The sequence below is a fragment of the Kitasatospora sp. NPDC059088 genome (assembly GCF_042738155.1).
Lineage (GTDB): Bacteria > Actinomycetota > Actinomycetes > Streptomycetales > Streptomycetaceae > Kitasatospora.
On sequence record NZ_JBHYGR010000101.1, the window covers coordinates 33,929 to 35,314 of the forward strand.

At 78.9% G+C, this 1,386-nt stretch carries 2 protein-coding genes; one reads left to right on the forward strand and one right to left on the reverse strand.

What is annotated here, in order from left to right:
- Window positions 1-165 precede the first annotated feature (165 nt).
- The gene (locus ACFWXO_RS33215; RefSeq protein ID WP_380528586.1) at window positions 166-921 is read left to right on the forward strand and encodes a glycosyltransferase; all 756 of its coding nucleotides are present in this window, start codon (window positions 166-168) and stop codon (window positions 919-921) included.
- 7 nt (window positions 922-928) lie between these two features.
- On the opposite strand, the gene ACFWXO_RS33220 is transcribed toward ACFWXO_RS33215, so the two are convergent.
- Complete coding sequence (locus tag ACFWXO_RS33220) at window positions 929-1,204, reverse strand: hypothetical protein (protein ID WP_380528588.1); 276 nt, start codon at window positions 1,202-1,204, stop codon at window positions 929-931.
- Between the last annotated feature and the right edge of the window lie 182 nt (window positions 1,205-1,386).

The window sequence follows — 1,386 nt, forward strand, 5'->3', positions numbered from 1 at the left end:
GGGCCCCCCGCGGGGGGGGGCCCCCCGGCGGGCGCGGGCGGGCCCCCCGGGGCGCGGCCCCGGGGCGCCCGCCCCGCCGGGGTCGCGGCCGCGGCCGCGCGCAGCCGACTCGTCCCGGCGCTCGGCGCGCTCGTCGAGGCGCAGCGGCCGCAGCTGGTGGTCTCGGTGTTCGCCACCGCCAGCTCGGCGGTCAACCGGCTGCCGGGGCGGGAGTTCCGGCACTTCGTGTTCTGCACCGACGTCACCCCGCACCGGCTCTGGGTGCAGGAGGGCACCGACCTGTTCCTGGTCACCTCCGAGGTCGCCGCCTGCGCCGTGCGCCGCTACCGGCCCGACGCCGACGTCGCCGTGCTGCCCGCGCCGCTGCGGCAGCCGTTCTACCGGCCGCCCGGCCGGGCCGAGGCCCGGGCCGACCTGGGTGTGCCGGCGGACGCCGGGTGCGTGCTGCTGATGTCCGGCTCCTGGGGGCTCGGGCCGATCGCCCGCACCGCCGCCTCGCTGGCCGCCGCCGGGCCGCACGTGCTCGCCGTGGCCGGGCGCAACCGGGAGCTCGAACTGCGGCTGCGGGCGGCCGCCCGCCGGGAGCCGCGGCTGCACGCCTTCGGCTACACCGACCGGATCCCGGCCCTGATGGCCGCCGCCGACCTGGTCGTCACCAGCTCCGGCGACACCTGCAGCGAGGCCAGGGCCCTCGGGCGCCGGCTGCTGCTGCTCGACGTCGTCCAGGGCCACGGGCGGGACAACCTCCAGCACGAACTGGAGCTCGGCCACGCCGACGTGGCCACCGCGCGCCCGGCCGAGGTGGTCCGCAACGCGCTGGCCGCGCTGGGCCGGCCCGAGCCCGACCCCTCGCCCGGCGCCACCCCGGACGCCTGGAGCAAGGGCTTCGGCGCGGCCCTGGAACGGGTGGGGCTGGGGTGAGCGGCCCTCAGCCGCCGTGGGCCTCGGGGTTCACCGTGCAGAAGAAGACCCGGCTGCGCTCCCGGTCGAAGAAGAACGACCCGGTGTACCGGCCGTGGGTGACCAAGCGGTCGTAGTCCTCGCTGTGCAGCCAGGTCGCCTGCCGGCCGTCGCCCAACTCCCTTTCCAGCACGTCCGGGAGGCCCGGGCAGCCGAGCGGCCCCGGCTGCCAGCTGCCGCCCCCGCTCCCGCTCCCGGTGATCGCGGCGAGCGTGGCGGGCTCGATCCCCGCGAAGCCGTCCACGCGCACATCGGTCGGGCCCGGTACCGCCGCCCGGGCGTCACCGGGCCCGCCGCCCAGCACCGCGCCGACCCACGTCGCCCCGGACAGCGGGCCTAGGGCCTGTCCGGCGGATCTTGGCAGATCAGCGCGCGGCGTTGGGCGCCCGGCTGGGCGTGCGCCCGAGTCGGCCTCGTACTGGACGT